The following is a 23,163-nucleotide window of genomic DNA, read 5'->3' on the forward strand; positions in this document are numbered from 1 at the left end:
GGTTTAGCTTTTTATTAGAATGGTTGCATTGGTATAAAATTGTTGTTCTGAAACATCTGCTACAGGTACAATTTTTAATTCATAAATTGATTCTGATAATTGGTACAAAGGTGCTGTGCTTGTAATATCTGCATATTGTGCCAATTGTTTTATAGCTACAATTTTAGCTTTAGTTTCTATTTTTGTGTAAGGATTAATTAGTGTGAGTTCTTGCCCGACTTCAAAATCATAAATTTTTGATTCTGGAATTGTAAATCTGAAATAGACACTATCCGTTTTATAGCCATTAAATAAGGTGAATCCAGGAGTTAGTAATTCGCCTTCTTCTAAACTTATGGTTTCTATAGACATGGCTGCAGGTGCAATTAAATACTGTTCGTTTGAAGCAGAAAGCACCTCTTCTTTTGCTCCCAATGCGCGTTCTAATTGACCTTTTGCTTGTTCTATTTGTTCGGATCTTGTGCCTTTTTTTACTTCGTCTCGTTTAGCTTCTAAACTTGCAACCTGTGCTTTTGCCATGTTGAGTTTCATTTTTACTTCGTCAAATTGTTGTTGACTTACTAAAGAATCTTCATACATATTTTTTAATCTCCCGTATGATTCTTGTGCAAATTCTAATTGTGCTTTTCCGGCCTCCAATTGGCCTTCAATTTGGCTAAACTGTTCCGATGTTGCACCATTAAAAGCCATGTTTAGCTGACCTTGAGCTGCTTTAATTGCACCTTCGGCTTGTAACATTTTAGCATTTACTTCAGGAATATTAATTAGGGCTAGCGTATCTCCTTTGCTTACAGATTGCCCTTCTTCAACATATATTGCATGAATTCGCCCTGGGATTTTACTGCTGACTGCAATAGTTTCAAATTTTACTTTTCCTCTATTTGGTGTAATTTTTTCATGATTACAAGATTGAAAGAGTAATAGCGTAAAAAAGCTTAAGATGAGTGTTTTATAAGTGTTCATTTTATATCGTTTATAGTTGGATTAATAAGTAAGTATGCCTTTAGCATGGCGCAAATCTGCAACAGCTCTTCGTTCGTTATAGAAGGATTCTTGCAGTTTAAAATTAGCTTTTTCTAAATCGTTTAAAGCATCGAGTACATCATTGATTGAAGCCAAATTGTTTTTGTATTGTTGGTTAATTAGATCGTATGTATCACTAGCTAATTCAATTTCTTTTTCCACTATTTTAGTGTTTTCTAAGGCAGCTTCATAAGTTAGTTGGGCTTTTGTAATACTTAAAGCAATCATTTCATTGGCATCGGTAATTTGCTCTCTAAGTTTTTTACTTTCTAAATGTGTTTTTTTGCTTTTTAATCGGGATGTATTTCCATCAAAAACATTCCATTTTATGCCAGCTCCAATAAACCATTTTGGATCTAATAAGGATAAATCATCTTCTATGAATTCGTAATGTCCTTTAATAGCAATTTTGGGAATGAAACTGCTTTTTTCCATCTTTTGTTTATAATTTGTTGCTTTTTCAGCTTCTTCTAAGGCTCTTATTTCATTGCGTTTTTCAGTATTAGAATCGTCATTAAATGAAAATACTTGTAAATGTGGATTGAGCAATTTTAAGTTAGCTTTAGGTTCTCCGGTCAGTTGATGAAGCACTTCTATTAATAGAATGTTTTTATGTCTAAAATCGAGTTGTTTTGCTGCAAGTTGTTGTTGAGCGAGTTCAATCTTTTTTCGACTTATTGGTGTTGTTAAACCGTTTTTAATTGCTTTTTTGACATAATAGGCTTGTTCGTTCAAATAGTTTTCTGTGGTAGTTAAAACTTTTTCAGAAGCTTTTACTAGGGCTAATTTATCGTAGGTTTCAATAATTTGTAAAGCGATTTTATCGGCTTCGGCAAGACCCACATAATTTAACGAAGATTCTTTGTGTTTACTTGCTTTAAGTGCATTGCTAGCCTCAAATCCACTAAATAATACCCAATCTAAATCTACTGAGGATTTTAGAATATTCTTATCCTGAAGATTTGCGGCTTCTTGCAATGGGATGTTATCTGGAAAAGGCGAATTAAAAGGCAACCCAATGGCATCTTTGATGATGAGTTTTTGAGTCTCTATTAATAAAGTTTGGGTGTCATCGTCAAATGTAATGTCATCATTTAATCTTGTATAACTTCCGTTGAAAGTAATCTTTGGCAAGAATACAGATTTTGCTATTTGTTGATCTACTTTGGCTTGCTCAGATTCAATTTTATTACTTTTTAGAGTGTGATTTTTTTGAAGTCCTTTATGAATTAAATCTTTGAGTATGGGGTCTAATTCTTGTGCCGAAATTTCTGTTGGAATTACAGTTATAAGTAGCAGTAAAACACAATTTAAGGCGACTTTATTGATGTTCATTTTGCATAGTTTTTAATTACTATACAAAGGTATTACTGAATTTTGAATTTATTTTTGACCTATATCATAAAAGGTGAAGATTTATGATAAATTTTAATTGATAGCATCTTGACTTCTAATACGACTTAATGTTTCTTGTGCCATGCCTAAATAAGAAGCAATATGACCTAATGATACTTGGTAGACAATATCAGGAAATTCAGCCAGCATATAATCGTAGCGCTCTCTTGCCGTTTGAAATTGAATTGCATTGAGTTTGTTAACTACATTAGTTAACATTTCGGCAATGACTAATCGACCTAATTTTTCCATCTTAGGATATTTAGCAAATAAGACATCTAATTTTTCCTTAGAAATGAGATATAAAACAGAATCTTCAAGAACTTCTAAATAATATAAACTAGGTTTTTTTTGAAAAAAGCTATCAGCACTAGACATAAATTTTCCTGTTCCAAAAAACCACTGTGTAATCTCCTTTTGGTTATCATTAAGATAATAACTTCTGCCCATGCCTTGCTCTATGAAATATAAGTATTTACATATGTCACCTTGGTGAACAAGTGTCTCATTTTTAGAGACTGATTTCATTGTAAAATGATTCAAAATATCATTTAGTTCATCATCTGAAAATGGCACCAATGCCGTTAAAGTGTGGGTGAAACTCATAATTAAAGAAAAAGCTAAGCTAATTGAAATTTAGGCTAGAAACAAACGAAATATAATAGAGAACAATTGATCTCTATACCTTCTCTTTGAATGAGGTTTAATGGCTTTGAAAGCGAAAGATCATCTTTAATTAGATGGTCGTTTTTATTCGATAGTAATTCTATTTCTAAAACCTATATCTGTGCGTTCATCAAACAAAAAATCATAATAATCAGCATCACCTTTTGTGCCATTGATTGTGGTTTTGGCTCTTCCAATTTCTAATCCAGATTTATTATATGCTTTAGCAATTACTGTTCTATCAAAATCAGTATCAAAGATCACGTATAAGGTGAGTTTATTATTGTTGCTACTAGATTGGCTACCAATATCGTAAACACCAGTTTTTAAGCCGTTCTGTTGTAAATCTTCAGAAAGTATAATTGTACATTCTAATGTTTTGTCTACTCCTTCAGAAACACCTTCAAAAAACTCCGTGGCACTTTCTCCAACAACTTCGCCACCTCTGTTTATTCCTTCTTTTGTTTTGTTGGCTATTCTGTCGCAAGATAAAAAGCTAAATAGAATTATTAAGGTTGTTAATTGGTAAATCTTCATATCGTTAAACATTTTTATAAAAATAAATATAATGAATTTAACGTCTAATTTTATCTATGATTTTCTGCAAATTTAAATATACAAATTCATTCGTTTTTGCATAATAAAATGAAATAAAACAAACTACTGAAAGAAACAGTATGGCACCGATAATAGCTTGCCAAGGCTCTAAAGCTCTACCAATAAGTTGATGCAATCCAAAACCAGTAAGACTACCATAAATGATAATGAAATGAATGACATAAATGGATAGTGTTTTTTGTCCAATTTTTAGAATTAATGGTTGTTTAATATAATTCTCCGCTAAATAAAACAGAGAAAAGATGATTAACACATTTCCTAGTCTAGTAAATAAATAATTATAATAAGCAACCTCTTTTAAAATTGATAAATCAGAGACATAGTATAGTTTCATTAATGTTTCAGAAGAACCGAAAATAAGTGCAATTCCAATAACAAAAAAACCAGATACAATGGCTATTTTAAACTTAGGACGTTCTACATAACGATAAAATAATGTTGCAATAAAACCACCAAAGGCTACATAACCAAACCAAGGAATTATATTAAAAATGGAACCGTTTGCTTTAGATAAATAGTTTGAGAACACCATAGGAACCTCAGGTAATTCTAAATGGCGATACAAGGGTTCTAACATAAAAATGGTTAAACCAAGTAGTAACATCACTATAGAAAATACCAAAGTTTTTTTTAATGTGAGCCTGTAAATAAAAACAATTAGTATAAGGGAGAGTCCAATACATTGTAAAACATCTACAACTAAAAAGGAATCGGGAAATTTACCTGTTAACCATTCAAAAATTGGGGCTCGCAATAGATAACCGATACCAATAAGCATAAATCCTCGTATTAGGCCTTTATGCATTCGCTTCTCAATTGTTCCATTAAGCTTTGCTCTTATTAATAAATATGAAAAAATGAGACCCGAAATAGTGAAAAAAGTTGGTGCAGTAATACCTCTTGTGTATTCCCAAACTTTAAAAGCTGTATAGCTATGATTTCTGTATGAAACGTTTAAAAGAGTATCTATAAAATGTCCTTGAAGCATCATTAAGATAGCAAATGCTCTTACGGCATCTATGAAATATAGGCGGTTTGTGCTCAAGTAATAATTGATTGGTGTACAAATGTACTATTTTACAATTGTAAATAAATAATATCAAACAATTTTGATATAGTAACCTTATCTTTTTTTTGCATTTAGAGCTATGAGGCTTTGTTGTTGGTATGATCACTATCGAGATAAACACGTGTTCGCGGTAAGCTTTTTGGGTAGTTTTTCTGAATAAATTCTATCATTTTTTCACGAACATGTACACGTAAATCCCATGCCGTAGGTGAGTTTTTGGCACTTACTAAAATTCTAATTTCAATTGTGGTTTCTTTTGAGTCTGTTACCTGTAAAACATTTACTTGTTTATCCCAAAGTACTGTATTTTCTAATATTTTTGTTAATTCTGTTCGCAAGGCATCAAAAGGCACATGATAATCGGTATGTAGAAAAACAGATCCAATTATATCGGCAGAATTGCGAGTCCAGTTTTGAAAAGGATTTTCCAAAAAGTAAGTGGATGGTAATACAAGTCGTCTTTTATCCCATAGACGTACTACCACATAGGTGAGATTAATTTCTTCAATCCAACCCCATTCGTTTTCTACAACTACAGCATCATCAATTCTAAAGGGTTGTGTAAAGGCTATTTGAATACCGGCTAGCAATGCGCCAACCACTTTTTGAGCTGATAAACCAATAATAATTCCGGCTAAACCAGCAGAAGCAAAAATTCCGTATCCGATTTTTTTAATACTATCAAATGAGAGTAGAATAAATCCTATAGCTAATAGCCCAATAATGAAAATGATAATTTTCTCTAGTAGATTAATTTGCGTATACATCTTTCTAGCTTTAAGATTGTCTTCAGCAGAAATATCGTAACGTTTTAAAAAGAGCGCTTTTCCATTTTTTAAGAAAATTATTAGTAACCATGCAAAGCAAATAATTAGGAAATTATGTTTTTGCGGGACTAACAAGGAGCTTTCATAATCTTCAAAATTTGAAAGTGAATTCATGAAGTCGAAAACACCTTCTATATTGAAAAATATTAGAATTAAAAGGAGGCATATAATCAATTGAATGGATCTTTTCATAAGGTAAAAAGAGGTTTATTGTCTATTCTTAATGTATTAGAATTTTAATGGAAACACAAGTAAAACCACTATAAATCTTAATGTTTATATGATTTTTATAAAATTCGGAAATAAAAATCTCATTATTGCATACTTTATACTGTACAGAATTGTTCGTTGTTAAAAATTTAATCTTAGATAAGTATGCTTTTGTTAAGGCTTGTTATTTATATGATCATAAAATCTGATGCTTTATTTACAAATTTTAGCAACAGAAACTTATATAATAAAAACCGTTTACTACATTTATAATCTATGGAATTTTTAAACGAACTACTCAGCGACTTTTCATCTTTAGCTTGGGGATTACCCTTGCTTATTTTATTAATTGGTGGAGGCTTATATTTATTAATACGCTCTCATTTTTTACCGTTTCGGTATTTAGGGCATGCCTTAAATGTACTTAGGGGAAAATATGACGACCCAAATGATCCTGGTGAAATATCGCATTTTCAAGCCTTAACAACGGCATTATCTGCAACTGTAGGCATGGGAAACATTGCAGGTGTTGCGGTTGCTATTTCAATTGGTGGACCAGGTGCTGTTTTTTGGATGTGGATTAGTGCTGTGATTGGGATGTCTACAAAATTCTTTACTTCTACCTTAGCAATAATGTATCGAGGTAAAGATAGTGCTGGCGAACTTCAAGGAGGACCAATGTATTTTATTATGGAAGGTTTAGGGAAATCATGGAAGCCTTTAGCTGTGTTTTTTAGTTTCTGTGGCCTTATAGGCGCCTTGCCTGTTTTTAATGTGAATCAATTGACGCAAGCTTTAAATGATATTTTATTAATTCCGAATGGTGTACAAGTAGGCTTATATACGAATCTCACTATTGGTGTTATTTTGGTGTTTATTACTGGTTTAGTAATTTTAGGAGGTATTAAACGAATTGGTTCCGTTGCTTCTCGTTTAGTACCAAGTATGGTGGCTCTATATTTTCTATTGGTTATTATCATTCTTATAGCACATAACGATGTGTTATTATATTATTTGAAACTTATATTTACAGACGCCTTCGCTGCTAACTATTATCCTAAAGATGATACCTTTTTAGGAGGTGTTATAGGTGCTTTAATTCTTCATGGTATAAAACGTGGAGCATTTTCTAATGAAGCCGGAATTGGTACAGCTCCAATGGCACATGGTGCAGCCAAAACAGATGAGCCTATTCGCGAAGGATTAGTTGCTATGCTAGGACCTGCAATAGATACTTTAATTGTTTGTACACTTACGGCTTTAGCTATTTTGGTTACTGGTGTTTGGGAAACGACTTCTGATAACGGAGTGAGTCTTACGGCATCAGCTTTTGATGATGTTATGCCTAACTATGGTAAATATCTGTTGTTAGTCTGTATTGCTGTATTTAGTATGAGCTCGCTATTTTCTTACTCATATTATGGTACAAAATGTATGTCGTTTCTTTTTGGAGCGGATAAAAAGCACTATTATAATTACTTCTATATCTTGAGTATTTTCATCGGAGCTACAACGAGCTTAAGCATGATGATTAACCTTATTGATGGTGTGTTTGCTCTAATGGCGATTCCGACGATGTTGGCAACGTTAATCTTAGCTCCAAAAGTGTTAATTGAGCTCAAAGCGTATATCAAACGACTAAAAAATGAGTGATTATTTGCTTATAGAAGCTTTAAATTGCTGAGGAGTCATCATTTCCATTTTCTTAAATTGTCTGTTGAAATAACTCGTGTTATTAAATCCAGATTGAAAAGCAATGTCAGACATCCTCATGTTTTGGGATGTTTTGATGAGCTTTTTAGAAAACTTAATTTTTTCTGAATTGATATAGTCAATAGGAGAAATGCCTAAGGTGTTTTTAAACTGCTTATGAAAGTGAGAGGTGCTCATGTAGGCTTTCTTCGCCAACAGATCTACAGTAATATCCTTGTTCGTTAAATTTTCTTTAATAAATTTAATAACGGTACCAATCCTAGTGTCATTAAAAATATGAGTGTCATTTACAATAAGAGATTTAGCTTTGGTTTGAAGTAATCTTATAATTAACTCTTGAATCATTAAATCTAGCAAGACATCTTTAGATTTATTACTATTAGTAAAAGTGTACGTTAGTCGTTCCAATAAATGATTTACATCTACATTATTTATAAGATGTGATGTGGTTTTATCTAAATCCCAAGTGTTGTTTTCATTTTCGATAGCCACATTGTGGTTAAATTTTTCTACAACTTCTAAAATTTTAAAAGCATCGATGCCTAAAGCTAAACACTGTGTTGGTTTATTTTTTGTAGCAATTGGAAAATCAATAACCATTTCTTTATTGGTAGGCATAACAACAGATTCTCCTGGGAAAAAGTCGAAAGCATCAAAACCATCCAAATGCATTATTTTTTTTCCAGTGAGCATACTTGCTATAATAGGAAAGTCGAATGTTAAAGACACTTTCTCAGCAATCGCATGTGTTTCGTATATATTAAGTTCTGCATATTCAGCATTGTAAGTCGTCCTATTTTCTACTAACGTAGTAAGTTTTCTGTGGCTTTTATGTTGCGTTAATAAGTTGCTCATACTCAATATTACAAAAAAAAAATCTTAAAAATAGTTAATAAGAGATATGTTCAAAAATATAATCAATATGTTCAATTTATTTGGGATTTGATAAAATAACTTTATCAAAACTAAAGTATAAGTAATTTTTGTGCTAAATAAATAAATAATTAACAATAAAACACATTAAGGTATGAGCTATTCTAAGCCAAAATTTAAAGAGAAGTATTCTAATTTTATAAACGGAAAATTTGTGCCACCAGTTGGTGGTGATTATTTTGAAAATACATCTCCAATCGATGGAAGTGTAATCGCAAAATATCCAAGATCACAAAAAGAAGATATAGAAAATGCAGTAGAAGCTGCAAATGCAGCAAAAGAAGCTTGGGGAAATACATCAGCAACCGAACGCGCTACGCTTTTAAATAAAGTAGCTGATATTATAGAAGCGAATTTAGAAGAATTTGCACTTGTAGAAACTTGTGATAATGGAAAACCAATCCGCGAAACTCTAAACGCAGATATTCCTTTAGCTGTAGATCATTGGCGTTATTTTGCAGCATGCATCAGAGCAGAAGAAGGTAGTGCTACGGAGTTAGATCAAAATACCTTATCCATGAATATTAAAGAACCACTTGGTGTCATTGGTCAAATTATTCCATGGAATTTCCCTTTATTAATGTTGTCTTGGAAATTACCTCCAGCATTAGCAACAGGGAACTGCGTTGTATTAAAACCAGCGGAACAAACGCCATCTTCAGCCACATTATTAATGGAGAAAATTGCAGATGTTTTTCCTCCAGGTGTATTAAATATTGTTCATGGTTTTGGTCCAGAAGCCGGAAAACCTTTAGCGTCGAGTTCTAAAATAGATAAAGTAGCCTTTACAGGTGAAACAACAACAGGGCAATTAATTATGCAGTACGCGTCTAAAAATCTAAATCCTGTGACTATGGAATTAGGTGGGAAGTCTCCAAATATATTCTTTAATAGTGTAATGGATGAAGATGATGCGTTTTTAGACAAAGCAATTGAAGGTGCTGTTTTATTTGCCTTTAATAAAGGTGAGGTTTGTACCTGTCCTTCAAGAATTTTAGTGCAAGAAGATATTTATGATGCTTTTATGGAGCGCGTAGTAGCAAGAACAAATGCAATTATTCAGGATAATCCTTATGATGTAAACACGCAGGTTGGTGCGCAAGCGTCTAACGATCAGTATGAAAAAATACAATCGTATTTTAAAATTGGAAAAGATGAAGGAGCAAAAGTATTAACAGGTGGTGAAGCTAATAAATTAGATGGCGATTTAGCTAATGGATATTATATTAAGCCTACGATTTTAGAAGGTCATAATAAGATGCGTGTTTTTCAAGAAGAGATTTTTGGACCAGTTGTTTGTGTCACTAAGTTTAAAGATGAAGCGGAAGCATTAGAAATTGCTAACGACACTATGTATGGTCTTGGAGCCGGTGTTTGGACCAGAGATGCCCATCAATTATATCAAATACCAAGAGCTATTAAAGCGGGTCGTGTTTGGGTAAATTGTTATCATGCTTATCCCGCACATGCACCATTTGGTGGCTATAAAAAATCTGGATTCGGTAGAGAGAATCATTTAATGATGATGAGTCATTATAGACAAACTAAAAACATGTTAATCTCTTATGATAAGAACAAGTTAGGTTTCTTTTAGGATTTTATTAATAGCTAATTAAGGCTGAATTAGTATATTTAATTCAGCTTTTTTTTATACCACATTTTATGAAACGCGTAAAAATAACAGATAAAGCAGCAGAAATAGTTAAGCAACTTCAAGCGAAACATGGTGATTTAATTTTTCATCAAAGTGGAGGTTGTTGTGATGGTTCTGCGCCAATGATTTTTGAAGAAGGAGAGATGTATCTAGATGAAAGTGATATTCTTTTAGGTGCAGTTGAAGGCGTGAATTTTTATATGAATCAAGATCAATTCGAATATTGGAAACATACCCACTTAACCGTTGATATCACAGAAGGTAGAGGTGCCAGTTTTTCATTAGAGATTCCTTTAGGTCTTCGATTTTTAATTCATTCCCGATTATTAACAGAAGAAGAGGAAGCTTACTTTAATATGAAAGTGGAATAATTCCGAGATTTTATATCAAAAAAAGCCTATATGCTTTGCGTATAGGCTTTTTTATGTTTTCGTAATTCTACATCAAATAATAATTAATATGATATATTTTTCGTTTTAATTTTATTAAAAATGAAATTTTTTAACTATTGGTTGATGATTTTATTGCTAATTTGATATATTTATGCTAAATAAATATATATGACTATAGATTTATGTCCAAATTGTGGTAGTGATCAGTATGTTAAGAGTGGAATTGTCAATAAAAGACAACGTTATAAATGTAAAAAATGCAACTACTATTTCACAGTTAATAAAATAGGAAAGAAGATAGATGACTATTACGTTAATAAATCACTACAACTTTATTTAGAAGGACTTACCTACAGGGAAATTGAACGGATTCTCGGGATTTCTCATGTCAGTGTCATGAATTGGGTTAAAAAATACAATATTAAGCGTCCTTATAACTCTAATTATCATCCCACTTACAAAATTCTAAACGCTAATGAGCTTGGTAGATATTTTTTAGATACAAATAATTTAAAGGGTGCAGGTGTTGTGGTGACTGAGTTAGGAGATAAATTTATGCTCATAAAATGGGAGCGATTTAAAGATTAGTATATTAAATTAACAAATAGATATATAAAATATTATTAAAAGCAATGTTTTTAAGAGCTTAGTGGTGCACACAGAATCAATTTAAAGTACTAACTAATCTTTTTTAACCATGAAAAATCAAAGCTTACTATTAACAGGACTACTTATAATGGTCTTTCAGTTTACGATTGCTCAAGGTTCGCCAGATTACACGGGTGGTTTAAAATTCAAATTCAATGAAGAAGGTACAAAGTATCTGCGGTTAATTTCTTGGGCTCAAGTTCAAGCTAATTATACCGCAGATGAAACCTTTGATAGTAATGGTAACGAAAACAGTCAATTAAACTTCAATTTAAGACGTGCTAGGATTTTAATGTTTGCCCAAATTAATAAGGACTTCTTAATTCTTACGCATTTTGGATTAAACAGTTTAACTAGTGCTAATTTAAGTCCAACAGGAAAAGGAGATGGTTCTCAGCTCTTCTTTCACGATGTATGGGCACAATATAGTTTAGGTAAAGATCATACCATAGGAGGTGGTTTACATTATTTTAATGGAATATCTAGGTTAAACAATCAGAGCACACTTAATTTAATGACTTTAGATAACAATCGTCAGGCTTGGGCAACTATTGGTTTATCTGATCAATTCGCTAGGCATTTGGGAGTATTTCTAAAAGGGAAATTCAATAAGTTACAATATCGTGTGGCTATTAATGATGCATCTGTGTCATCACTAGATGCTCGTGCCGCTGTTGCAGGTGGAGATGCGGTTTATAATGGCCGTTCTAGTTTAGGTTCTAAAGCAGCAGGGAAAACTTATGCTGGTTATTTTGATTATAACTTTTTAGATCAGGAATCCAACTTTTTGCCTTATAAAGTTGGGACCTATTTAGGAGAGAAAAAAATCTTCAATGTTGGAGCGGGTTTCTTTTTGCATCCTAAAGGTTCTGTAATCGATACTGGCACAGCAATTAATCCAAATATTGAAGGGGAGGATGTTGCCATCTTTGCTGCTGATGCTTTCTATGATGCACCGCTTGGGGAAAATGGTAGTGCTTTGACAGCTTATGCCATGTATCAAAATAGTAATTATGGGAAAAACTATCTCTATGGTGCTTACGGAACAGGTAGCATGCTATATTACCATGTTGGTTATGTTTTAAATGGGGATAAATTAAAAACGAGATTTCAACCGTATGTCAGTTATGGCATACATTCTTATGATGCTGTGGATGATAATAGATCTACACTAGGAGTAGGCATCAATGCTTATATGAGCGGACACAATTCAAAATTAACTTTAGAATACACTAATCAAAGTTTCGGTGCCATAGATTCAAATACTATTACACTTCAAGCAATGATTTACCTATAAACTAGAAACTATGAATGACAATCAGAAAAACGCATCAGCGTACTGGAAAGAAAATGTGAAGTATTTATTTATACTTCTCGCAATATGGTTTGTGGTGTCCTTTGGATGCGGCATTCTATTTAGGGAGGAACTCAACCAATTTAAGCTCGGAGGATTTAAGCTTGGCTTTTGGTTTGCCCAACAAGGTTCCATATATGTATTTGTGATACTGATTTTTGTTTACGTCAGATTAATGAATAAACTAGATAAAAAATACGGTTACGACGAGTAATCCTTAACTAAACTAAATAAAAAAACAAAAATTATGAGTGTACAATTTTGGACATGGTTATTAGTAGGGATTACTTTTGCCTTATATTTTGGAATCGCAATTTGGGCAAGAGCAGGCTCTACAAAAGAATTTTATGTTGCAGGAGGCGGAGTGTCTCCATTAGCAAATGGTATGGCAACTGCTGCCGATTGGATGAGTGCCGCCTCCTTTATAAGTATGGCAGGTATTATTTCCTTTGCAGGTTATGATGGCTCAGTTTATCTTATGGGATGGACAGGCGGTTATGTGCTTTTAGCTTTATTATTGGCACCTTACCTAAGGAAGTTTGGAAAGTTTACTGTACCAGATTTTATTGGAGATAGATACTACTCAAACACAGCAAGAACAGTTGCTGTTATGTGTGCTCTAATAGTTTCATTTACATATGTTGCAGGTCAGATGAGAGGTGTTGGAATTGTATTTTCTCAATTCTTACAAATCGATATTACTTATGGTGTTCTTATAGGAATGACCGTAGTTTTGGTATTTGCTTTATTGGGCGGAATGAAAGGTATTACCTATACACAAGTAGCACAATATTGTGTGTTGATTTTTGCTTTTATGGTACCAGCATTTTTTATTTCATTTCAAATGACAGGAAATATTATTCCTCAAATCGGAATGGGAGGTAAGGTTGAAGGTGGTGCGTTTCTATTAGATAAGCTAGATACGTTACATACCGAATTAGGATTTAACGAATATACAAGTGGAACAAAAAGCACATGGGATGTTTTTGCAATTACTTTAGCATTAATGGCAGGAACCGCAGGATTACCGCATGTAATTGTTCGCTTTTTTACAGTCCCTAAAGTGAAGGATGCACGTAAATCTGCAGGATACGCCTTGTTTTTAATTGCCATTCTTTATACAACAGCACCAGCAATCGCTGTTTTCTCGAGAACAAACTTAATTGAAACTGTAAGTAATCAACGTTATGATGAAATTCCGGTTTGGTTTAAAAATTGGGAAAATACGGGATTAATTGCTTGGTCTGATAAAAATGGTGATGGTAAAATTCAATACGTTGCAGGAAACTCATTATCTGGTAGCAAACCAATTTATGACGACGCTAGAGGAGAACATGGTGAACGTATTGTAACTAATAATAGTGATGAAGTCAATGAGTTATACGTAGATAGAGATATCATGGTATTAGCAAATCCTGAAATTGCAAATTTACCGAATTGGGTAATTGGATTAGTAGCAGCAGGTGGCTTAGCCGCAGCATTATCAACAGCAGCAGGATTATTATTAGTGATTTCTACATCTGTTTCTCACGATTTAATTAAAAAGCAATTACGACCAAATATTTCTGATAAAGGTGAATTGTTAGCCGCAAGAGTTTCAATATTTGTAGCGATTGTTATTGCTGGTTATTTTGGAGTTAATCCACCAGGATTTGTCGCCGCAGTCGTCGCGCTCGCCTTCGGGCTCGCAGCCGCCTCCTTTTTTCCTGCCATTATCTTAGGAATATTTGATAAACGGATGAATAAAGAAGGTGCTATTGCTGGAATGATCGTTGGTATGAGTTTAATGTTATACTACATGATGCGCTTTAAACTCGATATGTTTGGAGGTGGAACCAGTGAAGATTGGTGGTTTGGTACATCACCTGAAGGTTTTGGAACTATTGCCATGTGTGTCAATTTTGTTATCTCTATAGTGATATCTAGAGTGTCAGTTGCACCACCTCAAGAAGTTCAAGATATGGTTGAAAGTATCAGAATACCTTCTGGCGCTGGTGAAGCTCAAGATCATTAATAATCATTTATTTTAATTTCAATTAGTTTGAAAATCAGTATTACATTTATTTGTAATACTGATTTCTTATATTAGTAGGCGCTTTGTTATTGCGACTTTAAATTGATCAATTAATGAAAAAACGTCACGAACAAAAGCTAGTGGTTTTATCAATAGCATTGTTATTAGTATTTAATATTCCCTTTATCCTCATTTTTAATTTTGAAGGGGTCATTTTTGGGATTCCAACATTATACTTTTCGTTATTTTCATTTTGGATGATTTCAATAGTAATTTCATATATCGTTTTAAAACGTCATTATGAATAGTTACGCCGTAATCATAATCATCATTATTTATTTAGCAGTGTTGTTTTACATTGCTTTTCTTGCTGAAAAAAAACGTCAAAGTAAGTGGGTTAATAATCCTTACGTATACACCTTGTCTTTAGCTGTTTATTGTTCGGCTTGGACGTATTATGGGAGTGTCGGTATAGCAGCAAATTCAGGAATTGACTTTCTACCAATTTATTTAGGTCCTGTAATCGCAGCGCCTCTATGGATTGTATTACTGCGAAAAATTATTAGAATTTCGAAGCATCATAAAATTTCTTCTATTGCAGATTTTATTTCATTACGCTACGGAAATAACAGATTTTTAGGTGCGTTAGTAACCATCATTTGTCTATTTGGAACCTTACCTTATATTTCCTTACAGTTAAAAGCTGTTTCAGAAACCTTCGAAATTTTATCAGGAGAGAACAGTTATATTTCTACAACGGTCATTGATGATTCTACATTTTACATTGCTTTGTTGCTCGCCATATTTGCAGCTTTTTTTGGAACTCAAAATACAGATGCTTCAGAAAAGCATAAAGGAATTGTTGCCACAGTAGCGCTCGAGTCCATGCTAAAATTAATGTTCTTTTTAGTTATAGGGATCTATATTACATTTTTCTTGTTTGATGGCACTTCAGACATTTATGAGAAAGTTTCTATCACAGAAAATTTTAAAGCATTGACAACTTTTGGAGAAGTAGAAGCTGGTTTTAATTGGTTCTTCATGATTGCTTTATCATTTATGGTGGTGTTTTTGTTGCCAAGACAATTTCAAGTTGCAGTATTAGAAAATAACAGAGAAAAGCATTTAAAGAAGGCTATTTGGTTGTTTCCGTTGTATTTATTGTTGTTTAATATTTTTGTGATTTTTATTGCGTGGGCAGGAAAACTCACGTTTGGTTCTACAGAAAATGCAGAATATTACACGTTGTTGCTGCCGTTAGAACACGGGAATACCTTTTTAGCAACGCTGGTGTTTTTAGGTGGTTTTTCAGCAGTGATTTCTATGGTTGTAGTGTCTACTTTAGCATTATCTACTATGGTCAGTAACAACTTGGTGATTCCTTATGGTTTTCTAGATAAATTCATTAAAAACCAACCAGAACGCAATTCAAAATACATTAAGGCCATTCGTCGTGTTTCTATTTTTACCATCATTATTACAGCTTATTTCTTTTATGTGTTGTTTTCAAAAGCACTGTCTTTATATTCAATCGGTTTAATTTCGTTCGTTATTATAGCGCAGTTGGCTCCGTCATTTTTTATAGGTTTATATTGGAATCGTGGCTCTTCAAAAGGTGCTATTATTGGAATGATTGTAGGTTTTTTTGTCGCCTTTTATACTTTAGTTTTACCTTTTACTTTAGAATCGTACTTAGGCACAGATGATTTCCGACAATATGGATTAATGGGGATTGAAACTTTAAAACCTTATGCTCTTTTTGGAATTGATTTTTTAAGTCCGCCAGCACATGCGTTTTTCTGGAGTATCACTTTTAATTTGTTTAGCTATTTAATGTTTTCATTAATGTCTAAAGGAAATTATAGAGAACGTAATTATGCCGAAATGTTTGTGGATAGTAAAAACTTCACTAATCTTCAAGATAGTGCATTGGTTTGGAAAGGTGAAGCATACGTCTCAGATATTAAAAATGTTTTGGAACGATTTTTAGGTGAAAAAAGAGCGGCTCGTGCATTAAAAATATTTTTCACGAAGTATAAATTATCGCAAGATACACAGCTAGCAGATGCACGGTTAATTAACTTTTCAGAAAGGCTCTTAACAGGAAGTATCGGTTCCGCTTCAGCAAAAATATTAATCGCAAGTGTGGTAAAAGAAGAGCAAATTAGCTTAGTTGAGGTCTTGAAGATATTAGAAGAATCTAAAGAGAATATTGTGAGCAATAAAATGTTGGTGGAAAAGTCTAATGAGTTATCTCAACTAACATCTAGATTAAAAGAAGCCAACGAAGAGTTAATTAGTAAAGACAGACAGAAAGATGAGTTTTTAGATACGGTGGCGCATGAGTTGAAAACACCAATTACCGGAATACGAGCTGCAACCGAAGTTATTCTAGATGATGAGGATATGCCTAAAGAAATTAAAGCACAGTTTTTAAAGAATATTTTAGAAGATTCGGATCGTTTAGGACGCTTAATTCATAATATTTTGGATTTTGAAAAATTAGAAACAGGAGGCTTGCAATTAGATTTAAAGCATCAGGATATTCAAAAAACAATAGGGAAAGCCATTGCTAGTATTTCTCATATTGCTGCAAAAAAAGATGTTCAAATTATAAATAATAATGTGCATTCTTTTAAAATTAGTTATGAGGAAGATCGTATTCTTCAAGTGCTAACTAATTTGTTGTCTAATGCTATTAAGTTTTGTGAAGCCAAAACAGGTAAAGTTATTGTTGATTATAAGTTAGGAAATGATCGCTTAGAAATCTCGGTTTCAGATAATGGCAAAGGGATTTTAGAAGAAGACTTTCTTTATATTTTTGATAAATTTTACCAATCTCAAGACCAAAACACAAGAAAACCTGAAGGGAGTGGTTTAGGTTTAGCGATTACAAAACAAATAGTAGAAAAGCACAACGGAAAAATTTGGGCAAAAAAAGACATAAAAATTGGTGCAACACTTGTTTTTACAATCCCTTTTAAGTAAATTGATACCCTAAAGTATGACGAAGAAAATTTTAATTGTTGACGATGAGCCAAATATTGTCATGTCGTTAGAATATACCTTCAAAAAACAAGGTTTTGAAGTGTTTATTGCAAGAGATGGAAGCGAGGCTTTAGAGATATTAAAACATCATATTCCTAACGTAATTTTGTTAGATATTATGATGCCCAATGTAGATGGTTATCAGACACTTTCATTGATTAAAGCGTCTGAAAGTTTAAAACACATTAAAGTGGTGTTTTTAACGGCAAAAAATAAAGCTTCAGATATTGAAAAGGGTTTAAAACTTGGAGCGGATAAATATTTAACCAAACCTTTTTCAGTAAAAAAAATAGTTTCAGAAATATTGGAACTTGTGACTTAGAAATAGTCTGTTAAGTCTTATTTAAATTGGTTTTGTGTGCAAACAAACTAAGTTTAATTAAAATTTGAAGACATGAAATTTCACATTAATCCGTTAGCGTCAGATATAATCATAAGTATCTATGTCATAGCGACGCTTTTTTTAAGGTTTAAATTCGAAAACATTACCAATGTAACACCTATGCTTTCTATAGTTATGGGAGTTTGTTTTGTGGTTATTATTTGGGTGCTTATAAAACTTAAAGTGCTTAATCCTAATTGGTTTGGCTTACTTAATTCTAAAAAAGCAAAGTCATGAAATACCAAGAGTTTTACAAAGAAAGTATACAGAATCCAGAGCAATTTTGGAAGCGTCAGGCTAATGACATAGAGTGGTTTAAATCCCCTAATATCATCACGTCTAAAGATCAATTTGACTATAATCAATGGTTTGAAGATGGAGAACTCAATCTGAGTTATTTATGTATAGATAAACATATTAATGATGGCTTTGGTGAGCAAAATGCCATAATCTATGATTCACCTGTAACCCATACAAAACAGCATTTTACATTCGATCAATTACATCACGAAGTCTCAAAATTAGCTGGTGGATTACAAAATTTAGGCCTTAAAAAAGGGGATACCTGTATTATTTATATGCCTATGATTCCGCAGGCTGTTTTTTCGATGTTAGCTTGTGCGAGATTAGGAGTTATTCACTCGGTAGTTTTTGGTGGATTTGCTCCTCATGAGTTGGCTATTCGTATTGACGATTGTAAACCTAAAGCAATTATTACAGCATCAAATGGAGTTGAGGTTGAGCGTATTATTCCTTACAAGCCTTTTGTTGATGAAGCTATAGAAAAATCAAAAAATAAACCAAATCATGTCATCGTTTTTGATAGAGAATTAGGTGTTGAAATTCCTAAAAAAGATTATGATATAGATTATAAAACTTTAGTTGAAGAATCTCCATCCATTGAAGCGGTTGCGCTAGCATCTACACATCCTTCTTATATATTATACACTTCCGGAACAACAGGTACACCAAAAGGCATTATTAGAGATACAGGTGGCTATGCTACAGCTCTAAAATTTTCAATGAAAAATATTTATGGAGTTGATGAAGGTGAAACCTTTTGGGCAGCTAGTGACGTAGGTTGGGCTGTCGGTCATAGTTTTATAGCATACGGACCTTTATTAAATAGAAATACAACCATTGTATTTGAAGGTAAACCTATCAAAACACCAGATGCCTCAACATTTTGGCGTGTTATAAATGAGCATAATGTAAAAGCTATGTTTACGGCACCAACAGCAATCCGAGCCATAAAAAAAGAAGACCCAACGGGTCGTTTAATTAAACCATACGATTTATCTAATTTAAAATATTTGTTTTTAGCGGGTGAACGTTGTGATGTTGCCACTTTAAATTGGGCAGAAGAACAATTGCATATTCCTGTTATAGACCATTGGTGGCAAACTGAAAGTGGGTGGCCAATGTTGGCTAATATGGTTGGCGTAGCAATCCAACCTATTAAAGAGGGATCGGCAGGTTTACCTGTGAGTGGCTATGATATTCAAATATTGAATGAGGAAGGTGAAAAAGTACAAGCAGGAGTTGAAGGTTATGTCGCTGTAAAATTGCCATTGCCACCTGGTACGTTGAGTAACCTTTGGGGAAATCCAGATCGTTTTAAGTTTGGCTATTTAAATCGTTTTCCGGGTTATTATTTTTCAGGTGATGGTGGTTACAAAGATGAAGATGGTTATGTATTTATAACTGGTCGTGTAGATGATATTATTAATGTTGCTGGTCACCGTTTATCTACAGCAGAAATGGAAGAGATTGTATCCTCACATAAAGCGGTTGCAGAATGTGCTGTGTTTGGTGTACACTGCGATTTAAAAGGGCAGAAGCCCTTGGGATTAATTGTTTTAAAAACCGATAAAGTTTATGAAACCGAACAGACTCAAAAAGAAATTGTAAAAGACGTCAGACGAGAAATAGGTGCCGTGGCATCATTTAGAGATGTATTGGTTGTAGAACGTTTACCTAAAACAAGAAGTGGAAAAACACTTCGAAAGTTATTGCGAAATATTGCTGATGACCTAGAATTTAATATACCATCAACCATTGATGATGTCGCTATTGTAGATGAAATAAAATCCGTATATAAAGTTTATAAAATTGGTATTCATAGCTAAAACTAAAGATTTAATATATTTAAAAATAGAAAACTAATAAAACAAGTTTCCTTTCAAATACTACAATGTTCAAGAGGGACTTAGAATCATTAATAAAACAATAAAAAATGAGTAATTATCACATAAAACATTTAGAGGAATATTATCAAGTGTATCGTAAATCGGTCCGAAATCCAGAAGTGTTTTGGGAAGAAATCGCAGAAGAACATTTTATGTGGCGAAAAAAATGGGATAACGTTTTAAGTTGGGATTTTTCAAAACCAGAAATTAAATGGTTTGAAGGAGCAGAACTTAATATTACTGAAAATTGTATTGATAGACATCTATATACTAGAGGTGATAAAACGGCAATCATTTTCGAACCTAATGATCCTTCAGAAGAAGCCGAACATATTACCTATAAACAATTGCATAAACGGGTTTGTAAATTTGCAAATGTTTTAAAAGATCAAGGCATTCAGAAAGGTGATCGTGTTTGTATTTATCTACCTATGATTCCTGAATTAGCAATAGCGACTTTGGCTTGTGCTCGTATTGGAGCGATTCACTCTGTGGTTTTTGCTGGGTTTTCTTCAACTGCATTATCCACAAGAATAAATGATTCAGAATGTAAAATGGTCATTACAAGTGATGGGTCTTACCGTGGCTCAAAAACTATTGATTTAAAAGGTATTGTAGATGAAGCCTTAGAAGGTTGTCCAACTATCGCATCAGTATTAGTTGTAAAGCGTATTCATTCGGAAATTTATATGAAAGAAGGACGTGATCATTGGTTACAACCTCTATTAGATAGTGCGGACAAACGTTGTGAGCCGGAAATTATGAAAGCTGAAGACCCTCTATTTATATTGTATACTTCTGGTTCTACAGGGAAGCCAAAAGGCATGGTGCACACCACAGCTGGTTATATGGTATACACAGCCTATACGTTTAAAAACGTGTTCCAATACAGAGAAAAAGATGTGTATTGGTGTACAGCAGACATCGGATGGATTACAGGTCATAGTTACATTGTTTACGGTCCATTATGCAATGGAGCAACAACGGTATTGTTTGAAGGTGTGCCGAGTTATCCAGATTTTGGACGCTTTTGGGAAATTATAGCAAAACATAAAGTCAATCAATTCTACACTGCACCAACAGCTATTAGAGCCTTGGCAAAAGAAGGAATTGAGCATTTAGAAAAACACGATTTATCTTCTATAAAAGTTTTAGGAACTGTTGGAGAACCAATTAACGAAGAGGCATGGCATTGGTATGATGATAACGTTGGAAAGAAGAAATCACCAATTGTAGATACATGGTGGCAAACAGAAACTGGTGGTATTATGATTACGCCAATTGCTTTTGCCACACCAACAAAACCAACGTATGCTACTTTGCCATTTATAGGTATTCAACCTGCATTAATGGATGAGCATGGTGCTGAGATAAAAGGCAATCAAGTGGATGGTCGTTTATGTATAAAATATCCTTGGCCAAGTATGGCCAGAACCATTTGGGGTGATCATCAACGTTATAAAGACACATATTTCTCTGCTTATGATAACAAGTATTTTACAGGAGATGGCGCTTTACGTGATGAGGTTGGGTATTATAGAATAACAGGTAGAGTAGATGATGTGATTATTGTTTCTGGTCATAATTTAGGAACAGCACCAATTGAAGATGCCATTAACGAACATCCTGCAGTTGCAGAAAGTGCTATTGTTGGTTATCCACACGATGTTAAAGGAAACGCGCTTTACGGTTATGTAACTTTAAAAGAAACAGGAGAAAGTAGAAATCATGATAATCTTAGAAAAGAGATTAATCAGATAATTACAGATCAAATTGGGCCTATAGCTAAGTTGAACAAAATTCAGTTTACAGATGCTTTACCAAAAACACGGTCAGGTAAAATTATGCGTAGAATTTTAAGAAAAATTGCTTGTAATGAAATCGATCAATTAGGAGATACAAGTACACTTTCTAATCCTGAAGTCGTACAAGATATTATAGATAATGTAAAATAAAGACTCTTAATATCAAATTTTAGAATCCAAGGCTTTAATTAAGCTTTGGATTTTTTTTGAAATTATATGAGTGAATTATTCAGATTTAGAATCTTTCGATTTTTGAACAATAGCTTTTAAACGTGCTTTGCGGTCTTCTACTTGAGACTTCTTCTTATTCTTTTTCTGAGTAATAAGTTTAGTGTGCTTGGCTTTGTTATTTGTGTTTTTCTCTTTGCCTTGTTTTGCCATTGTGTTTTGAAATAGTTTTCGGATTGTAAAATTAAGCATAATTTAATATAAACATAATAGTAATGTTCGGTTCTTAGATTTAAGAATACCATTTACTTTTTTATCTTCGCTTCAAATTAAAAAATGTTATGCTAAAAGCAGTCTTATTTGATATGGATGGTGTTATTGTAGATACAGAGCCGTTGCATCGTAAAGCGTATTATCAAATGTTTAATGATGTAAATATAGACGTTGATGACCCATTATATGAATCCTTCACAGGTCAATCGACAATAAATATCTGTAAGCGTTTAGTTGATCATTTCAATTTAGAGACGGCACCCGAAAGTTTAGTTAGTATTAAAAGAAAACACTTTACGTATTTGTTTGAAAACGATTCTGATTTAACTTTAATTGAAGGAGTTTTAGAACGCATTAAAGATTATCATGCCAACGGTTTAAAACTAGTTGTAGCGTCTTCTGCTTCCATGCCTAATATAAATCGCATTTTTGATCGTTTTGAGTTAAATCAATTCTTCAGCGGTAAATTTAGTGGAGCCGATTTAGAAAAATCAAAACCACATCCAGAAATATTTATAAAAGCCGCAGAACATACAGGGTTTCATAAATCGGAATGTATGGTCATTGAAGATTCTACCAACGGTATTAAAGCAGCACATGCGGCTGGTATCTTTTGTGCTGGTTTTAAAAGTGAACATTCTTCAGGTCAAGATTATACCTTAGCCAATGTGATTGTTTCTAGTTTTGAGGAATTATCATTTTTAAATCAGAAGTTATTTTTTAATGAAACAACGTAATCTGTAACTATTCTATTTTTTTATAGTCATATAAGAATAAATCTA

Annotated in this window: 22 protein-coding genes; 14 read left to right on the top strand and 8 right to left on the bottom strand. The window is 33.0% G+C overall.

Annotation, left to right across the window (positions count from 1 at the left end):
* Positions 1–3: 3 nt before the first annotated feature.
* From HM992_RS11065 to HM992_RS11090, 6 genes are all read right to left on the bottom strand, one after another.
* Positions 4–963 (bottom strand): HlyD family secretion protein, encoded by a 960-nt coding sequence (locus HM992_RS11065; RefSeq protein ID WP_179319695.1) that lies wholly within the window; start codon positions 961–963, stop codon positions 4–6.
* Positions 964–984: 21 nt separating this feature from the next.
* The gene (locus tag HM992_RS11070) at positions 985–2,358 is read right to left on the bottom strand and encodes a TolC family protein (RefSeq protein WP_179319696.1); all 1,374 of its coding nucleotides are present in this window, start codon (positions 2,356–2,358) and stop codon (positions 985–987) included.
* Between the two features lie 93 nt (positions 2,359–2,451).
* The gene (locus HM992_RS11075; protein WP_179319697.1) at positions 2,452–3,024 is read right to left on the bottom strand and encodes a Crp/Fnr family transcriptional regulator; all 573 of its coding nucleotides are present in this window, start codon (positions 3,022–3,024) and stop codon (positions 2,452–2,454) included.
* Between the two features lie 144 nt (positions 3,025–3,168).
* Complete coding sequence (locus HM992_RS11080; protein WP_179319698.1) at positions 3,169–3,621, bottom strand: hypothetical protein; 453 nt, start codon at positions 3,619–3,621, stop codon at positions 3,169–3,171.
* 37 nt (positions 3,622–3,658) lie between these two features.
* Entirely contained in the window at positions 3,659–4,747 is a 1,089-nt protein-coding gene (locus HM992_RS11085; protein WP_179319699.1) for a heparan-alpha-glucosaminide N-acetyltransferase domain-containing protein, read from the bottom strand.
* A gap of 101 nt (positions 4,748–4,848) precedes the next feature.
* Positions 4,849–5,790 carry a mechanosensitive ion channel family protein gene (locus HM992_RS11090; RefSeq protein WP_179319700.1) on the bottom strand — a complete coding sequence of 314 codons (942 nt, stop codon included), beginning with the start codon at positions 5,788–5,790 and terminating at the stop codon, positions 4,849–4,851.
* A 294-nt stretch (positions 5,791–6,084) separates the two neighbouring features.
* Here HM992_RS11090 and HM992_RS11095 point away from each other — a divergent pair, with 294 nt between their 5' ends.
* Complete coding sequence (locus HM992_RS11095; RefSeq protein ID WP_179319701.1) at positions 6,085–7,461, top strand: alanine/glycine:cation symporter family protein; 1,377 nt, start codon at positions 6,085–6,087, stop codon at positions 7,459–7,461.
* Here the strand turns inward: HM992_RS11095 and HM992_RS11100 are convergent, their stop codons facing one another.
* Positions 7,462–8,376 carry an AraC family transcriptional regulator gene (locus HM992_RS11100; RefSeq protein ID WP_178985049.1) on the bottom strand — a complete coding sequence of 305 codons (915 nt, stop codon included), beginning with the start codon at positions 8,374–8,376 and terminating at the stop codon, positions 7,462–7,464.
* A 172-nt stretch (positions 8,377–8,548) separates the two neighbouring features.
* Here HM992_RS11100 and HM992_RS11105 point away from each other — a divergent pair, with 172 nt between their 5' ends.
* From HM992_RS11105 to acs, 12 genes are all read left to right on the top strand, one after another.
* Positions 8,549–10,048, top strand: coding sequence for an aldehyde dehydrogenase family protein (locus tag HM992_RS11105; RefSeq protein ID WP_179319702.1), 1,500 nt, complete (start codon positions 8,549–8,551; stop codon positions 10,046–10,048).
* A 68-nt stretch (positions 10,049–10,116) separates the two neighbouring features.
* Positions 10,117–10,479: a DUF779 domain-containing protein gene (locus tag HM992_RS11110; RefSeq protein WP_179319703.1), complete on the top strand. Its 363-nt coding sequence runs from the start codon at positions 10,117–10,119 to the stop codon at positions 10,477–10,479.
* Positions 10,480–10,668: 189 nt separating this feature from the next.
* Positions 10,669–11,088: a transposase-like zinc-binding domain-containing protein gene (locus tag HM992_RS11115; RefSeq protein ID WP_178985052.1), complete on the top strand. Its 420-nt coding sequence runs from the start codon at positions 10,669–10,671 to the stop codon at positions 11,086–11,088.
* A gap of 109 nt (positions 11,089–11,197) precedes the next feature.
* Complete coding sequence (locus HM992_RS11120; protein WP_179319704.1) at positions 11,198–12,445, top strand: hypothetical protein; 1,248 nt, start codon at positions 11,198–11,200, stop codon at positions 12,443–12,445.
* Positions 12,446–12,455: 10 nt separating this feature from the next.
* Positions 12,456–12,716, top strand: a complete 261-nt coding sequence (locus HM992_RS11125) for a DUF4212 domain-containing protein (protein WP_178985054.1) — start codon at positions 12,456–12,458, stop codon at positions 12,714–12,716.
* A gap of 33 nt (positions 12,717–12,749) precedes the next feature.
* A complete protein-coding gene (locus tag HM992_RS11130) occupies positions 12,750–14,516 on the top strand; it encodes a sodium:solute symporter family protein (protein ID WP_178985055.1) in 1,767 nt (588 codons plus the stop codon).
* Positions 14,517–14,629: 113 nt separating this feature from the next.
* Positions 14,630–14,824: a hypothetical protein gene (locus HM992_RS11135; RefSeq protein WP_178985056.1), complete on the top strand. Its 195-nt coding sequence runs from the start codon at positions 14,630–14,632 to the stop codon at positions 14,822–14,824.
* Positions 14,817–17,504: a sensor histidine kinase gene (locus HM992_RS11140; protein ID WP_179319705.1), complete on the top strand. Its 2,688-nt coding sequence runs from the start codon at positions 14,817–14,819 to the stop codon at positions 17,502–17,504. The genes HM992_RS11135 and HM992_RS11140 overlap by 8 nt, the downstream gene beginning before the upstream one ends.
* Before the next feature lie 16 nt (positions 17,505–17,520).
* Complete coding sequence (locus HM992_RS11145; protein ID WP_178985058.1) at positions 17,521–17,886, top strand: response regulator transcription factor; 366 nt, start codon at positions 17,521–17,523, stop codon at positions 17,884–17,886.
* A gap of 72 nt (positions 17,887–17,958) precedes the next feature.
* Positions 17,959–18,183: a hypothetical protein gene (locus tag HM992_RS11150; protein ID WP_179319706.1), complete on the top strand. Its 225-nt coding sequence runs from the start codon at positions 17,959–17,961 to the stop codon at positions 18,181–18,183.
* Positions 18,180–20,075: an AMP-binding protein gene (locus HM992_RS11155; protein ID WP_179319707.1), complete on the top strand. Its 1,896-nt coding sequence runs from the start codon at positions 18,180–18,182 to the stop codon at positions 20,073–20,075. The genes HM992_RS11150 and HM992_RS11155 overlap by 4 nt, the downstream gene beginning before the upstream one ends.
* 107 nt (positions 20,076–20,182) lie before the next feature.
* A complete protein-coding gene (gene acs, locus HM992_RS11160) occupies positions 20,183–22,090 on the top strand; it encodes an acetate--CoA ligase (protein WP_178985061.1) in 1,908 nt (635 codons plus the stop codon).
* Positions 22,091–22,165: 75 nt separating this feature from the next.
* On the opposite strand, the gene HM992_RS11165 is transcribed toward acs, so the two are convergent.
* The gene (locus tag HM992_RS11165) at positions 22,166–22,360 is read right to left on the bottom strand and encodes a hypothetical protein (protein WP_178983224.1); all 195 of its coding nucleotides are present in this window, start codon (positions 22,358–22,360) and stop codon (positions 22,166–22,168) included.
* Positions 22,361–22,449: 89 nt separating this feature from the next.
* On the opposite strand from HM992_RS11165, the gene HM992_RS11170 reads away from it, so the two are divergent.
* Complete coding sequence (locus HM992_RS11170) at positions 22,450–23,118, top strand: HAD family hydrolase (RefSeq protein WP_179319708.1); 669 nt, start codon at positions 22,450–22,452, stop codon at positions 23,116–23,118.
* Positions 23,119–23,163 lie beyond the last annotated feature (45 nt).

It is taken from the genome of Winogradskyella helgolandensis (genome assembly GCF_013404085.1).
GTDB classification, from domain to species: Bacteria; Bacteroidota; Bacteroidia; order Flavobacteriales; family Flavobacteriaceae; genus Winogradskyella; species Winogradskyella helgolandensis.

Coding starts and splice junctions, on each gene's coding strand:
- HM992_RS11100 (WP_178985049.1), bottom strand. CDS start 8,376: ATGAGCAACTTATTAACGCAACATAAAAGCCACAGAAAACTTACTACG.
- HM992_RS11150 (WP_179319706.1), top strand. CDS start 17,959: ATGAAATTTCACATTAATCCGTTAGCGTCAGATATAATCATAAGTATC.
- HM992_RS11130 (WP_178985055.1), top strand. CDS start 12,750: ATGAGTGTACAATTTTGGACATGGTTATTAGTAGGGATTACTTTTGCC.
- HM992_RS11070 (WP_179319696.1), bottom strand. CDS start 2,358: ATGAACATCAATAAAGTCGCCTTAAATTGTGTTTTACTGCTACTTATA.
- HM992_RS11125 (WP_178985054.1), top strand. CDS start 12,456: ATGAATGACAATCAGAAAAACGCATCAGCGTACTGGAAAGAAAATGTG.
- HM992_RS11170 (WP_179319708.1), top strand. CDS start 22,450: ATGCTAAAAGCAGTCTTATTTGATATGGATGGTGTTATTGTAGATACA.
- HM992_RS11135 (WP_178985056.1), top strand. CDS start 14,630: ATGAAAAAACGTCACGAACAAAAGCTAGTGGTTTTATCAATAGCATTG.
- HM992_RS11075 (WP_179319697.1), bottom strand. CDS start 3,024: ATGAGTTTCACCCACACTTTAACGGCATTGGTGCCATTTTCAGATGAT.
- HM992_RS11120 (WP_179319704.1), top strand. CDS start 11,198: ATGAAAAATCAAAGCTTACTATTAACAGGACTACTTATAATGGTCTTT.
- acs (WP_178985061.1), top strand. CDS start 20,183: ATGAGTAATTATCACATAAAACATTTAGAGGAATATTATCAAGTGTAT.
- HM992_RS11110 (WP_179319703.1), top strand. CDS start 10,117: ATGAAACGCGTAAAAATAACAGATAAAGCAGCAGAAATAGTTAAGCAA.
- HM992_RS11090 (WP_179319700.1), bottom strand. CDS start 5,790: ATGAAAAGATCCATTCAATTGATTATATGCCTCCTTTTAATTCTAATA.
- HM992_RS11105 (WP_179319702.1), top strand. CDS start 8,549: ATGAGCTATTCTAAGCCAAAATTTAAAGAGAAGTATTCTAATTTTATA.
- HM992_RS11115 (WP_178985052.1), top strand. CDS start 10,669: ATGACTATAGATTTATGTCCAAATTGTGGTAGTGATCAGTATGTTAAG.
- HM992_RS11080 (WP_179319698.1), bottom strand. CDS start 3,621: ATGAAGATTTACCAATTAACAACCTTAATAATTCTATTTAGCTTTTTA.
- HM992_RS11095 (WP_179319701.1), top strand. CDS start 6,085: ATGGAATTTTTAAACGAACTACTCAGCGACTTTTCATCTTTAGCTTGG.
- HM992_RS11145 (WP_178985058.1), top strand. CDS start 17,521: ATGACGAAGAAAATTTTAATTGTTGACGATGAGCCAAATATTGTCATG.
- HM992_RS11140 (WP_179319705.1), top strand. CDS start 14,817: ATGAATAGTTACGCCGTAATCATAATCATCATTATTTATTTAGCAGTG.
- HM992_RS11065 (WP_179319695.1), bottom strand. CDS start 963: ATGAACACTTATAAAACACTCATCTTAAGCTTTTTTACGCTATTACTC.
- HM992_RS11155 (WP_179319707.1), top strand. CDS start 18,180: ATGAAATACCAAGAGTTTTACAAAGAAAGTATACAGAATCCAGAGCAA.
- HM992_RS11165 (WP_178983224.1), bottom strand. CDS start 22,360: ATGCTTAATTTTACAATCCGAAAACTATTTCAAAACACAATGGCAAAA.